The sequence below is a fragment of the Methanolobus profundi genome (genome assembly GCF_900114835.1).
Lineage (GTDB): Archaea > Halobacteriota > Methanosarcinia > Methanosarcinales > Methanosarcinaceae > Methanolobus > Methanolobus profundi.
In genome coordinates, this window is sequence record NZ_FOUJ01000005.1 from 15,705 (window position 1) to 30,803 (window position 15,099).

15 protein-coding genes are annotated in these 15,099 nt (G+C 44.3%); 6 read left to right on the top strand and 9 right to left on the bottom strand.

All coding sequences use genetic code 11. From position 1 onward, the window contains the following. Nucleotides 1–13 precede the first annotated feature (13 nt). A complete protein-coding gene (locus BM008_RS11195; RefSeq protein WP_091937033.1) occupies nt 14–193 on the top strand; it encodes a hypothetical protein in 180 nt (59 codons plus the stop codon). A 102-nt stretch (nt 194–295) separates the two neighbouring features. On the opposite strand, the gene BM008_RS11200 is transcribed toward BM008_RS11195, so the two are convergent. Then, nucleotides 296–889 (bottom strand): pyruvate kinase alpha/beta domain-containing protein, encoded by a 594-nt coding sequence (locus BM008_RS11200; protein ID WP_091937035.1) that lies wholly within the window; start codon nt 887–889, stop codon nt 296–298. Nucleotides 890–1,055: 166 nt separating this feature from the next. Here BM008_RS11200 and BM008_RS11205 point away from each other — a divergent pair, with 166 nt between their 5' ends. Next, nucleotides 1,056–1,802: a proteasome assembly chaperone family protein gene (locus BM008_RS11205; protein WP_091937037.1), complete on the top strand. Its 747-nt coding sequence runs from the start codon at nt 1,056–1,058 to the stop codon at nt 1,800–1,802. 5 nt (nt 1,803–1,807) lie between these two features. Then, nucleotides 1,808–2,197, top strand: coding sequence for a DUF473 domain-containing protein (locus BM008_RS11210; protein WP_091937039.1), 390 nt, complete (start codon nt 1,808–1,810; stop codon nt 2,195–2,197). 9 nt (nt 2,198–2,206) lie between these two features. Here the strand turns inward: BM008_RS11210 and BM008_RS11215 are convergent, their stop codons facing one another. The 4 genes from BM008_RS11215 to BM008_RS11230 form a co-directional block, all read right to left on the bottom strand. Then, nucleotides 2,207–2,836 carry a DUF169 domain-containing protein gene (locus BM008_RS11215; protein WP_342707575.1) on the bottom strand — a complete coding sequence of 210 codons (630 nt, stop codon included), beginning with the start codon at nt 2,834–2,836 and terminating at the stop codon, nt 2,207–2,209. A gap of 206 nt (nt 2,837–3,042) precedes the next feature. Beyond that, the gene (sepS, locus tag BM008_RS11220; RefSeq protein WP_091937041.1) at nt 3,043–4,662 is read right to left on the bottom strand and encodes an O-phosphoserine--tRNA ligase; all 1,620 of its coding nucleotides are present in this window, start codon (nt 4,660–4,662) and stop codon (nt 3,043–3,045) included. Between the two features lie 63 nt (nt 4,663–4,725). Further along, nucleotides 4,726–5,358 carry a translin family protein gene (locus tag BM008_RS11225; RefSeq protein ID WP_091937043.1) on the bottom strand — a complete coding sequence of 211 codons (633 nt, stop codon included), beginning with the start codon at nt 5,356–5,358 and terminating at the stop codon, nt 4,726–4,728. A 145-nt stretch (nt 5,359–5,503) separates the two neighbouring features. Next, nucleotides 5,504–5,770 (bottom strand): stationary phase-response protein, encoded by a 267-nt coding sequence (locus BM008_RS11230; RefSeq protein WP_091937045.1) that lies wholly within the window; start codon nt 5,768–5,770, stop codon nt 5,504–5,506. A 117-nt stretch (nt 5,771–5,887) separates the two neighbouring features. Here BM008_RS11230 and BM008_RS11235 point away from each other — a divergent pair, with 117 nt between their 5' ends. Further along, on the top strand, nt 5,888–6,358 hold the full coding sequence (locus tag BM008_RS11235; RefSeq protein ID WP_091937047.1) for an Sjogren's syndrome/scleroderma autoantigen 1 family protein: 471 nt from the start codon (nt 5,888–5,890) through the stop codon (nt 6,356–6,358). A gap of 41 nt (nt 6,359–6,399) precedes the next feature. Here BM008_RS11235 and BM008_RS11240 read toward each other — a convergent pair whose 3' ends face one another. The 4 genes from BM008_RS11240 to BM008_RS11255 form a co-directional block, all read right to left on the bottom strand. Continuing rightward, complete coding sequence (locus BM008_RS11240; RefSeq protein ID WP_091937049.1) at nt 6,400–8,670, bottom strand: DEAD/DEAH box helicase; 2,271 nt, start codon at nt 8,668–8,670, stop codon at nt 6,400–6,402. A gap of 88 nt (nt 8,671–8,758) precedes the next feature. Further along, nucleotides 8,759–10,507, bottom strand: a complete 1,749-nt coding sequence (gene glyS / locus BM008_RS11245; RefSeq protein ID WP_091937051.1) for a glycine--tRNA ligase — start codon at nt 10,505–10,507, stop codon at nt 8,759–8,761. Between the two features lie 436 nt (nt 10,508–10,943). After that, a complete protein-coding gene (locus tag BM008_RS11250) occupies nt 10,944–11,738 on the bottom strand; it encodes a 2-amino-3,7-dideoxy-D-threo-hept-6-ulosonate synthase (protein WP_091937053.1) in 795 nt (264 codons plus the stop codon). Nucleotides 11,739–11,791: 53 nt separating this feature from the next. Further along, the gene (locus BM008_RS11255; RefSeq protein WP_091937421.1) at nt 11,792–12,304 is read right to left on the bottom strand and encodes a deoxyuridine 5'-triphosphate nucleotidohydrolase; all 513 of its coding nucleotides are present in this window, start codon (nt 12,302–12,304) and stop codon (nt 11,792–11,794) included. A gap of 234 nt (nt 12,305–12,538) precedes the next feature. Here BM008_RS11255 and BM008_RS11260 point away from each other — a divergent pair, with 234 nt between their 5' ends. Both BM008_RS11260 and BM008_RS11265 read left to right on the top strand, forming a co-directional pair. Further along, on the top strand, nt 12,539–12,754 hold the full coding sequence (locus BM008_RS11260) for a hypothetical protein (protein ID WP_091937055.1): 216 nt from the start codon (nt 12,539–12,541) through the stop codon (nt 12,752–12,754). 286 nt (nt 12,755–13,040) lie between these two features. Beyond that, nucleotides 13,041–14,993: a PAS domain-containing sensor histidine kinase gene (locus BM008_RS11265; RefSeq protein WP_143072344.1), complete on the top strand. Its 1,953-nt coding sequence runs from the start codon at nt 13,041–13,043 to the stop codon at nt 14,991–14,993. Nucleotides 14,994–15,099 lie beyond the last annotated feature (106 nt).

Consider the following 15,099-nt stretch of genomic DNA (forward strand, 5'->3'; position numbering starts at 1 on the left):
TATTTTCTTTTTTATGGATACTCTTTCTGCGATACTGATCGGTATTGCTTTATTCGTTGCATTTGTTCTTTTCACAGCTTATTTTCTCAAGAGCTATATTGTCATGAACTCTATGGAAAAAGCAGCTAAGAGCAATGGCTCTGCAGACGATGAAGATGCATCTGATCCATCCGGATCAAAAGAGCAAAAGTGATCTGCGATCATTAATCAAAGAACTCGGATACAATAAAATAGGATAATAGGCCGGAGATCCGGCATATTATGGTTATTTGTTGTCTTTTCTGGTCGTATTGTCTTATTTTGGCTCTTCCTTAGCTCTTGGCATTGCTATAATTTCCCTTACCTGCATGGCAAAGAAATCAAAGGAATGTGCAGGTCTGACCACAACAGATACATCAGCTCCCTGTCTTGTCCCGCCAATTGCGATTATCTCTGTATCTGCGGATACAGGGATGTGGCCTGAATCTGCTGCCATCATTACACATTCAAGCGCGACCTTGAAGCCCTTTCCAAATACTGCGCGGAGTGTGTCGGAGATAACATCTGCACGGCTTGCACCACCAATACGCTTCTGGATGGCACGTTCTACACCAGAGAACATATGGGACTGTGTGGTCATTACAACGCCAAGTTCATTGAGCTTTGCAAGCTTGTCCTCATCGACCTCCCATTCTCCAGGTTCTTTCAGTCCGTACTGGTGGGTCATTGCTATGATCTTTACATCCTGGTCCTTGAACGCCTCTGCAGCTATGAGTGCTGTCTCACCGCTTGTGCTTGCAAGTACCACGTGTTTGATCCCAAGTTCTGCAGCTCTCTTTGCAGATAATTTCATAACCTCTTCTGTATTTGCTTTTCCGACATCGTCGAAGTACGTGATCGTCTTATCCATATTCTCACCTTTAATTTTGATCTTGATATGTAATTTAAGAGTAAACAATTGCTCTGCTTATTGCATATAAGTTTAATTTATCGTGGCAAACGATGCGCTTATCTATAAGACGGCAGTTATATTAATATAAGGGAGTTTGGCAAGTTATATTTCATGAGGTGATCGTTTGGCTGAAACAGATTATGATGATAACAATGTAAAGATCATTACAACAGAGGTACAATCCGAAAATCCAGTATTGATCGAGGGTTTTCCTGGAATAGGTCTGGTGGGTAACATTGCAAGCCAGCAGATAATCGATGAATTGAAAATGGAATATATAGGTTCCATTGACTCACGGCACTTTCCTCCAATTGCAGTTCTCTATGAAGGGCTCATAAACATGCCTGTGCGTATCTACGAAAGTACAGAGCACAAAATGGTGATGGTGGTTTCGGACATTCCTATCAATCCGGTGGTAGCTTACGATATAAGCAAAGCCCTTCTGACATGGGCGAAATCCATCAATGCCAAAGAGATCGTCTCTCTGGCAGGCATTGCGACCATGAGCGAGGAGAACAAGGTATTTGGTGCTGCAACCAACATGGACATGCTTGAGAGGATCAAGGATAAGGTAGAGCTTTTCCAGATGGGTACCATTTCCGGTATATCCGGCAGCATAATGGGAGAATGTCTTGTACGTGAGATGCCTGCAATAAGTCTTCTTGGTTCCACCATGAGCCAGAATCCTGATCCAAGAGCTGCAGCAGTGGTGATCGATGTACTTAATCTTCTCTATGAATATGGCATCAACACTGAAGGTCTCATTGAGCAGGCTGAGAAGATCGAGGTTGAGATGCAGAGGCTTGCAGAAGATGTAAGGACAACAGAACAGCCAACCGGGGCAAGGAAAGAGTTCCCAATGTATGGGTGATTAACGTGGAATATGTTGCTTTGACAGGAATATCTGAACGTGTCGTCTCAGAATTGAGGCAGAGCAAGCTCTTGACGATCGAGATCCGCAGCCCTCATAATTTTTTCGCAGCTCTACGCCTGAATGTTGGTGATATGTTATTTCTGACCCATACTAGTCCTGAAGATGTCACTGGCGGTAGCATGGGTATAATTACAAAGGTACTCAGGCATCAGGTGTCAACTCATCGTATGATGCAGAGCAATGAGCTTTACTATGAGGAACGTGAGACAACAACTCTCAGGTTGCAGCTCGACCCGAAATGTGTTGCTCGAGTACGTAAAGTGCTGAACAATACTATTGGTGAGGTCACAACGGTGGAAGCCGAAGAGATCCCACTCTATCACGCACGGTAATTATAGTTCTCAATCGAATGTTGCAGGGATATTGTTCAGTCCCTCTTCTATTTCTTTTAACAATTCGAAGCCAATACCTATGGGTACTTCTCCATTGGCATATCCGCTATGTTTTCTCGAACCTTTGCATCCATAGGATATTCCTATGCCTTCATGGAGAGGTCTTGCAGTACAATCTCCGCATATTGATGCTGCACCAATGGACCTTGATGTTATCCCTTCTCCGTGATGATACGCATATGCCTGTATTATCTTCATGGCACTTTCAGGCTTGAGGTAAAGTAAGAGCACATCGAACTTCTCATTGTTCATTCCAAGAGGTTCTATCTTCAATGACCTGTATTCTCTCTGTATCCTTGGAAGTGAGCTCACAGCTCTCTCTGCTGTTTCCTTGTCCATGTATCTGTTGGACTTCAGATAGTAGTCTGCAGGACTGTTCTCACTGACACCAAGAACGAATTTTCCAGGTCTGCACCTCTGGTCCTCTATAAGGAAAGAATCACCATGTCTTGCCAGATGTATCAGCTCACAGTAGAGACTATCTGAGGTTTTACCTTCATCCTGGCACAGTGTGATGCATACAGGCTCGCCTTCATCCATCAGCGCTTCGATATTGGGGTATCTGTGTGAGTTCATCATTTCATTTCCTGCTGGTGTGTGGTGGTCAATATCTCAATGATAGAATGTTATAATATCAGGCTTGTGCCAAGCTCTCAAAAAACAGATCAAGTATCTTCACACCAAAGCCATCCTCAATACTGAGCTTTTGGATGGCCTTGTTCCGGAGGGATCACAATCCCTCCGGTGTATGTGAAGAGGGGTCGAACCGGTGGTCCGGCCCGCTCTTATTCAATAGTTGCTCTCACTGTGGTGAAGACCGGTCCACGGATGTCTATCTTCTTCTTGTTGCTTGTGATAAAACGCTGTGCAAGTGGTTCAAGGCGGATGTTGATCTCTGAAGGGACCTTCACGATCCTTACTCTTATCTCAACTTCGCTCTCTCCGTTTGTAACAGCATCTTCTATGTCCTTTGCTGCCTGGCAGGCGAATGCATCAAGGAATCTGACACCAGTTCTTGCAGAGTGGTTCTCAAGAACTTTCTTCCATTTCTTGTTGTCAGGTACTCCAAGTATATCATTCTCGTATGCAACTACTTCGTTGAACACGGCAGGTCCACAGAGCTTTGTCTCTTCCTCAGGTTCGATAACTGATACCTTTACGACTTTTCCGTTGATCGTTCCTTCCCATGCAGGGAACTCGCATGGGCTTGGGGTTGCTGAATGCTCTTCGCATATTGCGGTGATCGCCTTTACGATATCCATGCCTTCTGCGGTCTCCGGAACATTTGCTACCCGTACATTCTTTGCAAGCTCATTATCGGTCATCTTCCACTCGGAGTACTGTGCGATCTGTGGATATGTCAGTGAGCGGATATCTGTTGCGTCGTGGAGGATCATTGCGAGCCTTTCAACGCCAAGTCCGAGATTCATCACAGGATATGGTATCTCGTACTGTGAAAGTGCTGTAGGTGAGTATATTCCAAAGGTCGCTATCTCTATCCAGCCATCGGAGTATTTCGTATTGGAGCCCACAAGGTTAGGGTGGTAGGCAAATACCTCTATCTGTGTATCAGGCACGTAGTACTTGCTGCGCTTGTCATCCGGTCTGAACATGAACTTCTCAAAACCGAACTGTGATAATAATCCCTGAGCCACTGCCATTCCGTGGTCTACGGTCACATTCTCATCCATGATCACACATGATGCTGAGTAGTATGTCATAAGACGTGCAGCATCCTCGTCCTGTTCTCTTCTGAAACAGCGGTCAATGGAGAAGAAATTGAAAGGTGGTTCAGCACGCTCGATAACTGATGCAAGACTGATGAACCAGCCTGATGTCATGTGGCTTCGCAGGGTTTTCTTGATCGCCTGTGGAATGAGTTCTTTGAACTCAGGGAAGACCTGATCGATCATCTCAACGATGAGTGAGTCTGATATTCCTATTCCTGCAGCGATCTCCTGTACGAGGTCATCTCCTTCAACATCTCCCTTCTTGTATGCGTGAAGGACCTTCCTGATGGTCTCTATTGCCTCATCATCGATATCACCGAGTATTTCCCTTATGTTGGCAATACGTTCGTCAGAGATGCCTACGTTAGGACGTGGGAGGCCTGCAAGATAGAAACATCTGTCAAGGACCGCCAGTGCCTCATGGCCGAACTGCTTGTGAACCTCTCTCTCATCAACTATGAGCGGGTTCATCATTTCCTCGAATCCCATTCTCATGTATGCGTCACGGAGCTTGGATATGGTGTCATAAACAGGGTGTGGCTTACCATATTTGATGGTCATGTGTGGGTACTGGTCATTCAGTTTTGTCTCACTGATGTAGTCCTTTCCCTTGTTCCATGCAGCATCAAAATCCTCATTCGCTGCTTTTTTAATATCATCAGGATCGAATTTCATGTATTTTCCTCGTATTATTAGTAAGAAATATTGTAAATTCCAATGTTAATGTCGCTAAGTGAACTAATTGATCCGTTCTTCGAACTCTTTCATAGCCTTTTCCAGCTGTTGCTGACGTATGGCATTGGTAAGGTCTCCCCGGGTCTTCTCAATGATCGACCTTGTCACATCGGTCTTGTGCCTGAGTCCGTGTGTCATAGCATCGGGATAGTCGAACATCATAAGGCAGTTATGGATCTCTTCCATCAACTGGAGGTATGTTTCTCCTTCCTCCGGGACGCCTTTTCTGATGAGGTCCAGTGTATGTCTTCTGAGCTCTCCGCTGACATCACCAAGTCCGTTCAGGTATGCTATATCGCTGACCTTCAACACTTCAGGGCCGGGTAATATTGCTCCATCCTCTGCATTAAGTATGTGATGCACTACTATGCACTCAACATATTCCTGCTGCGCATGTTCCAGGAACCCTGAGAAATATACGTCAGGATGACCCTGGAGCAGTTCATCGATCCTCTGGAGCATTTCTCCTGCTTCTCCTATCATCTGGAGTGCTTTGACAGGGTCTCTGTTGTGTATCCTGTACATCGCTGCTCTGCAGTTGCGTACAACATCTCTGGATATTGCCAGAGCTCCTTCTCTGGCTTTGTCTTTTTGTTCGAAGTTGTTCTTGATACCACAGGATATGTTATTGATCATTGCAATCCTTTAGTTCATTTGCCGCTTTGTATAAACAGTTTTTCAAAAGCATAGCTAAAACGTGAAGGTATGTAAAAATGAGATTCTGTAAATGTTGTATGTAAAAAAAGGTTAAAGAACGAACAAAATGTATTTGTTCGGCTCTTTACTCATCGACCGGGATGGTCTCGAGCTGGCTTGCAACATCCCATATGAGTGTCCTTGTGTGGACAGGGATGTTAGGGTCGTTACTGATATCTTCAAGAATGGATATGCTGGATGATGTTCTCAGGAAGAGTGGTTCATCCTTTTTGCTTAATGTTTCCAGGATTTCATTTGCAGAACGCCTTATATTCCTAGGTACTGAATTATCGTTTGCGATATATTCCAATTTCTGTTTGCATTCTTCAATGACTTGTTCAAAATTTGACATGTAGGATCACCTTGATAAGCTTAAAATCAAAATAGGGTTGCTCAATTTATTCCTAAATAATTATATTCTATAAAAAGACTTTCATTGGTATATAGCTTTTGAGAAAAAGGAGATAATATGTCAAATACAGATGATGATACTATAAAGAAGATATCTAAAATGCTTGAGATCGGTGGCACTATGCTTGCACAACATTGTGGCAATTGTGGTGCTCCACTCTTCCGCTATCAGGGTCGTGTACTATGCCCTGTTTGTGAAGATATTAGAGACCCTCGTTCTCCTGCTCAGGCAGCTTCTCCTGCAGTTCCATCCAGATCTTCTGTGGATGAACGTTCTCCTGCAAAAGAAAAAGAAGTGCCAGTTGCGGCAAGTCCTGGAACCGTTCCTTCACCTGTCAGGGCAACTCCCGCAACAGTTCCTGACAGACCATTGGTCCAGGGTTCACTTTCAGAGCTCGAGTCCCTTATTATCAGCAAGATGACAAGCATGGCTCGTGAGATGCAGGCTGAGACCGATCCCCGAAGGGTCGATGAGTATCTGGACCTTATCGATCGCAGCATGGATATAATTGCTAAAATGAGGCAATAGGTCGGGTGTGGATGGGAACATCCACTCCACAATTCTCATATTCAATTCTTGTATTCGCTACCAACTATCTCTCTTATTTTCGCTGCTGTCTTAGGGCCTATATTGTCGACCTCGAGCAGTTCCTCGTAGCTGGCTTTCATGACATTTTCAACAGAGCCGAAATGTAGTAGCAGATTGCGTGCTGCCTTTGGACCGATATCTGATATCGAAGAGACGATGTATTCCTGTTGTTGCGGTAACATTGGCGCAGCCTTTCGCCCATGCATATTTATCTCTCTCTTCTCATCCACCTGTTCCCTCTTAGCTATCTGCATCAACAGGGAGGCTGTGTCCTCTGCATCACGGGTGTAGAATATGGATACTCCAAAATCAATGGCTATCGAGGATATTGCACCATGAATGGCATTAGGGCTCATGCCTCTGCAATTGAACAGGCTTTCTCCTTCAATTATCAGCACAGGTTTTTCATAGGCTCGGGAGAGGTTCGATATCTGTTCGAAAAGTTTCTGTTCGATGAGTGAGCTCACAAAGTCCTGGGTCTCTTTCCTTTCAACGGCGATACGGTCACTGAGGATGTAATCTCCCACCTCCAGTGTCTTAACGATGATATCTGCTCCATTCCTGTCAAGGTTCCGGGCAACTGAACTGCGTATCTCTCTCTGGTCGACAACGATGCTTATCTTGTCACTATCGTTGCCATACTCGAACAGCTTTTTTTGTTCCTCACCAGATGTTTCAGATACGAATTCCTCTGTAATGGAATTGTTCTTAACCGCCGGCATGGATGCCTGAAGCTCTTTCATATTGCTCTGCATCTTCCTTTCTCTTGAAAGGCTGCTCCAGTAATAGGCTTCATCACGGGTGTCTTTTGTTACAAGCACCACCACGCGACCTTCGTGTTTTCTTCCTGTCCTGCCTTTTCTCTGGATACTTCTTATCTCAGAAGGGATCGGCTCGTAGAAAAGAACGAGGTCAGTTGACGGGATATCCAGTCCCTCTTCTGCAACTGAGGTTGCTACAAGTACATTGTAGTCTCCAGCCTTGAACTGCTCGATGATCTCTACCTGCTGTTTTTGTGTGAGCCCCTTATCCTTGTATTTAGATGCCTGGCCAACAAAACGTATCGGTCTTATGCCTTCAACCTCTGCAAGCTCGTTTGTGATCATCTCGGCCGTGTCACGATAGTTTGCGAATACGATGACCCTTGAATGCGGCTTTCCGTCAAGCTCTCCAAGAACTATCTTCTTCACGTATTCCAGTTTAGGGTGCTCAATATCACAGTCCTTCAGGCGTCTGACGACCTGTCTGATGTATAGGTCCTCAGCAAGACGCTTTGATGCTTTACTACCACTTTTGGAATATGCCTCATTGTCCAGCCTTTCCATATACATGCGCAGCGACTCGATACCCTGTGTCTCTGTTATCTCTACTGCATGATTTACTTTCATTATCTCTGCAAGAATGGATATGGCGCTGTAAACAGAAGGTTCCGGGATGCCACCTCTCAATTCTCCCTGAAGCTTTGCCTGTAATCCCAGAAGGTCCTTTTTTGAGACATATCTCTGGTTGTAGATGGGATAACCAAGCTCTGTGAGCTTCTTGTATCTGTCTTCAAGGACCTTGTTAAGAAGGTCCTTTATCTCTTTCATCCCATCAGGCAGGGTGATGCGCTTCCATTCGATCTCCTTCTTGTGGATATATGGTATCACATCTTTGTCAGACTCAGTTTTCACAGCAACCGATTCAATGTGTAGCGACTGGCATACTTCTGCTATCTTTTCATCGGAACTCCCGGGACTTGCGGTAATTCCCAGACACAGGGGATTCTTTGCAGTTTCAAAATACTTCTCTGCAATGTAGGTGTAAGCATAATTTCCAACTGCCCTGTGAGATTCATCAAAGGTTATGTGGGTAACGTCCTCAAGGCTGATCCTCTTTGTTAGTATATCGTTCTCGATCACCTGCGGGGTGGAAACTATCACTTTTCCTTGTTTCCACATCTCTGCCCTTTTATCTGGACTGATGCTGCCTGTGAACGTGAGTACCTCCTCTTCAGGGAGGTTGAATACATTTCTAAAAAAAGAAGCGTGTTGTTCAACCAGTGGTTTGGTTGGTGAGAGTACCATGACCTTGCCGCCGTATTTCTCCAGCCTTGATGCCATTACAAGAAGCGAGATGATGGTCTTGCCAAGTCCCGTGGGCAGTACTACTAAAGTAGATGTGTCAAGTGCTTTGCCTGCCAGGTCAAGTTGATATAGCCTCTGCTCAACGGAATCTGCTTTTATCAATGGGTGTTTTATGAATTCCGGCATGTCTATGGCTCTTAGTTTGCCATATATACACCCTTCAGACTTTTAAACCTGAGCTAAGCAGGGTGAAAGTATTATTTAAAAAAAGAGATCAGAGTGCTTTTCCAGCACTCTCAAAATCCCTGTTCATGTAGATAAGCTCATGGAGCAGGTCTGCGATGCCATCCATTGGGGCGCGGATCTGTTTCATGCTGTCCCTGTCCCTTATGGTGACGGTGTTGTCCTCAAGTGTATCGTAGTCGATGGTAACGGAATATGGTGTTCCTATCTCATCGTTCCTTCTGTATCTTCTTCCGATGGTACCTGAATCATCATAGGACACCAGCAGGCCTTTCTGCTTTAACTGGGCCTCGATGCTCCTCGCAGGGTTGATGAGTTCTTCTCTTGTGAGAAGTGGAAGGATCGCTACCTGTACTGGTGCTACCTCCTTTCTGAGTCTCATGACTATCCTTGCATCTTCCTCATCAGATTCTTCCTTTCCGGTGACCATTTCCTCTTCAAAGGCATGTTCCATTGTTGAGTAGAATATCCTGTCGATACCGTATGATGGCTCGATAACGTGAGGTATGATGTTCTCACCGCTGATCTTCACGGTCTCTTCTGCAAACTCTACTATCTCTCCCGGAACTGTGAACTCTTCACCATCAACAGTGACTGTGATGTTCTCCTGTTCAAGTTCTTCCTGTCCAAGTGCCTTCAATGCATCTGCAACCGCTTTTGCCTTGCCCTTGAACAGTGGTCCAAGCTTGCCCATATTTGGTTTGACCACGAACTGTGTGACCATCTTAGGCTCGCTGTATTCTCTGTAGATGGAGAGCTCGGTCTTGCTGACACTTGCATGTGCTTTCAGGTCATAGTCTGTCCTGTCTGCGATACCGACAACCTCGACCCAGCCGAACCTGTCTGTCTCGATCTCAGCATCCCAGCAATCGATCGCGTAGTGTGCCATCTCATCCTTCATGTGCTGTCTGAATCTTAGTTTGTCAGCTGCAATCCCAACACGCTGGAGGAAGTGGTTCGTGAGTCCTATCTGGTATGCCAGGAACTCATGGGCAATGGTGCCTTTCTCGACCGCTTCACCAAGGGTCATCTGCTCGATCTCTTGCCTTTCCTGTGCCTCATCCGAGTAGAGGTTGACCACAGTATCAGCGAACCTGCTGAAGTTTGCATGCTTCTTGTCATTCGGGTCGATGAATATCTCAGCCTCTGCCTGGGTGAACTCTCTGAGTCTGATAACACCCTGTCTTGGTGAGATCTCATTACGGTATGATTTACCTATCTGGGTTGCACCGAATGGAAGCTTTTCACGATAGAAACGTGCAAGTCTGAGGAAGTCCACGAACATTCCCTGTGCGGTCTCAGGACGCATGTATCCCTGTCTGCCTGTTCCCGGTCCGATGTTAGTCTTGAACATGAGGTTGAACTCATAGGTCTCTCCGAGGTCGCCTTCACATTCGGGGCACTTCACTTCGTTCTCTTTGATGACCCTGTCAAGTTCTTCGTCACTAAGAGTATCTGCTATTGCTACGTATTTTTCTACGAGGTGATCTGCCCTGAAAGCTTCACCACAGTTCTTACATTCACAGAGCGGATCTGAGAAACCACCTACGTGACCTGATGCCACGAAAACCTCTTCTATCCCTATGGTAGGTGCCTCTATCTCCATGTAACCTTCCTGGACGACATAGGTCTCACGCCAGATCTGCTCTATTCTGCGTTTCAATGTACTTCCGAGAGGTCCGTAATCGTAAAATCCTGCGGTACCTCCATAAAGCTCAAAAGAGTTCCATAAGAATCCCCGGCGTTTGGCCAGTTCTATAACTTGTTCATATTTATCCATAGATGATCCTCTGAATATACGAATTTTTATGAATCCATCGATATGCCCATTACATTTAATAGTAACGAAAGTACTTCTATCATCACATGTTCATAAAATGCCAATATATGTAGTTGTTTGAGAGAAACACTTTCATTATGGTTATATCCATGTTCATACATTTTGTATGTTGAGCAAGGTCGAATCTCAATCAAATCATATCATATCGTACCACCATCTTATATGATTCAATTGGTCATTTCAACACTGACCTTGCTCTTCCTATCGAATTCTTTTTCTATAAATATCAATGGCCGATCAGGTAAACCTCTATTATTCCATTGCCGTAGCTATTCAGCCTTTTGTTCATATTCACATAGTATACTTAAAAAAAAGAGTGTGTGGGGTTTAGACAAAACCCCCTAATTTCCACTGGAGATCTATTCTATATATAATATTAGTCTGAATTGAGTGCTTCTTCTGCAGTCATTCCCTTGTGTGCGATCTTTGAGATGTGTGAGACTAGCTTTGTAGGGTCGTCTGACTGGAATACATTCCTTCCAATTGCTACGCCTTTTCCACCTGCTTCAAGTGAATCATGGATCATTTCAAGGAGCTCTCTCTCAGTGTCCATTCTTGGACCACCTGCGATAACAACTGGTACTGGACATCCTGCAACTACTTCTTTGAAAGTGTCAATGTCACCTGTGTAATTCGTCTTAACAATATCTGCACCAAGCTCTGCACCGATCCTTGCTGCGTGCTTTACATATTCAACATCGTGTTCGGAAGTGACCTTTGGACCTCTTGGGTACATCATAGCAAGAAGTGGCATGCCCCATTCATCACACTTGCGTGCTACATATCCCATATCCTGAAGCATTTCTGCCTCATCATCTGCACCCACGTTCACGTGGATAGATACTGCATCTGCACCGACCTTGATAGCCTCTTCGATATCTGTGACGATAACTTTGTGGTTTGGATCAGGTCCAAGTGATGTTGAAGCTGAGAGGTGAATGATGAGTCCTACATCCCTTCCGTATCCACGGTGGCCGTGCTTTGGAAGTCCCATATGTCCGAGAACTGCATTCGCGCCGCCATCTGCAACTTTGTTAACGGCAGTTGGGAGGTCTATAATTCCTTTTATCGGTCCTGCTCCGACCCCATGGTCCATTGGTATGATAATTGCATTACCTGTGGTACGGTCGAAGATCCTTTCCATCCTGACAGATTTGCCAATTTCACTCATGTTCGCATCATTGCTTTTATTGTAGATAATCCTAACGTGAACGGGTCACTGTGTCACAGATTCTCATGCTGGTATTTGCCACAGTAACCTTCTGTAAGCTCGCTGTGAAGGTCAAAGAACAATAATTGCATGACACGTGCATCTTTTTTAAGTCTGAATCCGTGAGGGTTGTGTACTACAAGCATTGATTCGCTTCTTCCCCTGTATCCTGAGTCCCATACGGCGGTCCCTATGTTCGCTCCGCATCTAAGTAATGTGGATCTTGGTCTTGCTATGGCAGCAAGGTCCAGTGGGATGTTGACGATCTCATTGAACGTGATCTTGTATACTCCCTGGTCAAGGTGTGCCCATCCGTTGTCATCGAACTCTATTGGTTCAGTTGATGGAGTCTCTCTTTCACTGTTATCAAAATCAACTGCACCTGCACTGTCATACATCTCAATGCCTTTGAGGGTGAGTTCAACGCTGTTGGGCTGTAGTTGTGTCTCTGTATCGATCGTATTCTCTACAAGTGGTGTTTCACTGTTGATCAGTGCTTTGAGCTCGTTCCTTGATAGAAGGGTCATGGTTGTAGGTCTTTCTGATCTGATATATTTGTTTGGCATGCAATAAATACCGGAAGCCAATGTTAGCATTAATGCATATTATTGTAAACCAATTAGTTTATATGTGTTATTGTGCATGTATGGTATGGTGAGTTTGGAGCGGTTTCAACCCCACCTCCCTGATATTGTATATGGGGTGGGTTTGTAAATTCGTGACGAATACAGAATAGAGGTAAATTAATAGGAGTGAATGATATGAGTAGCACGGATCTTGTAAAGTATGGGAGCAGGCCTGAAATGTTGTTCAGGGTCAGTTTAAACCCCGATGGAAACACTTACCAGAAAGAGATCTCTCTTGTTTTTCCAAAATATGTAAGTGCAGACCTTCCTCATTACAAGGATGACTTCATGCCAAAGGCACATGACAATACCTCAGATGGGTGTCAATGGCATTTTAGTATAGAGGACTGATCATCGGTTCCTCTTCTTTTTTGCTTATTTTTTTGGTCTTATGCATCTCTTTTTTTATCTTGGTCTACTATTTTTACGACACTAAATAATTATATGTGCAAACAGAAACACTTTGATCTGTGCAGACAGAAACACTTTATTATGATCATGTACCATTAACAATGGGGAAAATATATTCGGAGTATTTAATGATACTGTGGTCTTTCTATTGGCCGTTTTATCCTTTCGGAATAGCCGAAGGCTGAAATTGTGTATTGGAGTAAGGGTGCAGGGGTTGATGGCGTAGGTGGAAGAAATTCGTAATAATTCCAGTTATCTTGATGATATGTCCATGTATGATGATGTATCAGGTGAGCACATGCTGTCAGATGCATCTTGCGGACCGGTCATAGATGCCAGTGCTCATGCAGGCAGTAATGCTTCCTTTGTCAATGGTTATCTCCGTATCTCTCTCCATGGGAAAATTCTGGACGTAAACGGTGCATATAGCATGGCAAGCGGATACTCCAGGGAAGAACTTCTGTGCATGTCCTTATCAGATCTCGATGATGGTACTCTTTTAGAAAAAAAAGACAACGGTCTTCTTGATATCATATCTCAAAAGAAAGGGTGTTTTGATGTAGTTCATCGTACAAAGGATGGTGCCCTCCTTGAAATGAAGGTGAGTTCAACATATGTGGACCATCCCGAACCTTTCTTCGTATTTATCCTGGAGAACACTCCTGATCCAGAAAGTTCTGACTGTTTCTTTTCGGGCAAAGGTGACCTATATCATTCTCTTTTCAAAGACAATAAAGCGATCATGCTTGTGATCGATCCTGTGAATTTTGATATAATCGATGCAAATGTTGCAGCTTGTGATTTCTATGGCTGGCCACTGGAAGTGATCACTCGTATGAAAATTCATGAGATCAACACTCTTTCCGTTGAAAAGATATCAGATGAGATGCAGAATGCGGTAAGTGAAAAGAGGAATTATTTCCTTTTTAAACATAGACTTGCAGATGGTAATGTCCGTGATGTGGAAGTGTACAGCAGCCCGGTTATTGCCAATTCGAGAGATCTTCTATATTCGGTAATTCATGACATCACGGACCGTAAGAAGGCCGAAGATGAATTGATGACAAGGGAAATGCAATTGAGGACCGCACAAAAGATAGGGCATATTGGAAGCTGGAGCTTTGATCTTAAAAATGGTGATGCAGATGCTTCAGAAGAGGCAAGGATAATCTATGGGTATGGTCTGGATGGTGGACGCTATTTAATTTCTGAAGTACAGTCTATAGCATTGCCGGAATATCGCTCATATCTTAATGAGTCCATGCGAGCTCTTATCGAGGATGATGCAACCTATGATGTTCAGTTCAAGATAAAAAGAGCGAATGATGGGGCTATTCGTGATGTCCATGTTGTTGCGGAATATAGTAATGAGAAGAATATGGTCATAGGTACTATTGAGGACATTACTGAACGCAAGAAGGCCGAAGATTCTCTGCTCCATGCAAAGATGCTCGCAGAAGCTGCTAACAGGAGCAAGGATGAGTTCCTGGCCACTATGAGCCATGAACTTCGTACTCCACTTACATCTGTTATAGGTTTCTCAGATGTTCTTCTCGATGAAACATTTGGGAGTCTTGAGGAAAAGCAAGCTGGATATGTAAAACATATTGCAGATGCTGGAAAGCATTTATTGAAACTTATCAATGATGTGTTGGACCTGTCAAAGGTCGAAGCAGGAAAAATGGAACTCCAATATGAGGTTTTCCATGCTGGTGTTGCGGTCAATGAGGTTCAGACGTTGTTGTCTCCTTTAGCCAGGAATAAACGTATCAATATCGGGGTAGATGTCGATGCAGACGTTGTTTCTGTAAACGCGGACAGAACAAAGTTCAAGCAGATCCTCTACAACCTTGCAAGTAATGCTATCAAGTTCACTCCTGAGAAAGGTTCTGTACTTATTAAGGCACAATGTTCGGATAATTTCCTGGTGGTAAGTGTAAAGGATACGGGAATTGGTCTCTCTAAAGAGGATCAGGACAAACTTTTCCATCCATTTGAACAACTAAGGTCCTATGTTGCTGATGAGTATGCAGGAACAGGTCTTGGTCTTGCTCTTGTAAAGAAGTTCGTTGAACTTCATGATGGAAGAATATGGGTTGATAGCAAGGTTGGCGAGGGTAGCACATTCTATTTCTCAATGCCTTTGGGACTGGATCTGGAAAGAACGGCTGAAGAATAAATTAATTAGTTATGTAATACACAGGCCTTTTAAGATGGGGGATATTGCAACACCCGATCTCTGCCGGGTGAAGTTGCAACGCCATGACAAGCTAGGCCAACAGCCT